This is a genomic window from Streptomyces gottesmaniae (genome assembly GCF_031845845.1).
Lineage (GTDB): Bacteria > Actinomycetota > Actinomycetes > Streptomycetales > Streptomycetaceae > Streptomyces > Streptomyces akebiae.
Map to the genome: position 1 here is coordinate 1 of NZ_JAVRFJ010000205.1, position 255 is coordinate 255.

1 protein-coding gene is annotated in these 255 nt (G+C 70.2%); it reads left to right on the forward strand.

The window, feature by feature from the left end:
* The coding region (locus RM704_RS45910; protein WP_311593676.1) for a hypothetical protein at positions 1–255 on the forward strand (255 nt) is incomplete at both ends.

Below are 255 nucleotides of genomic sequence, written 5' to 3' on the forward strand. Positions count from 1 at the left end.
GTCCGCGTCGGGCGGGTGTGTCGTCGTTCGGGATCAGTGGGACGAATGCGCATGTGATTGTGGAGCAGGCGCCGGTGGAGGAGCCGGCGGGGTTGTCTGGTGCCGAGCCGGTTGTCGGGTCTGGTGCCGAGCGGGTTGTCGGGTCTGGTGCTGAGCGGGTTGTCGGGTCTGGTGTGGTGCCGGAGGTTGCGGTGCCGTGGGTGGTGTCGGGTAAGTCGGCGGGGGCGTTGGCTGCTCAGGCGGAGCGGCTGGCGG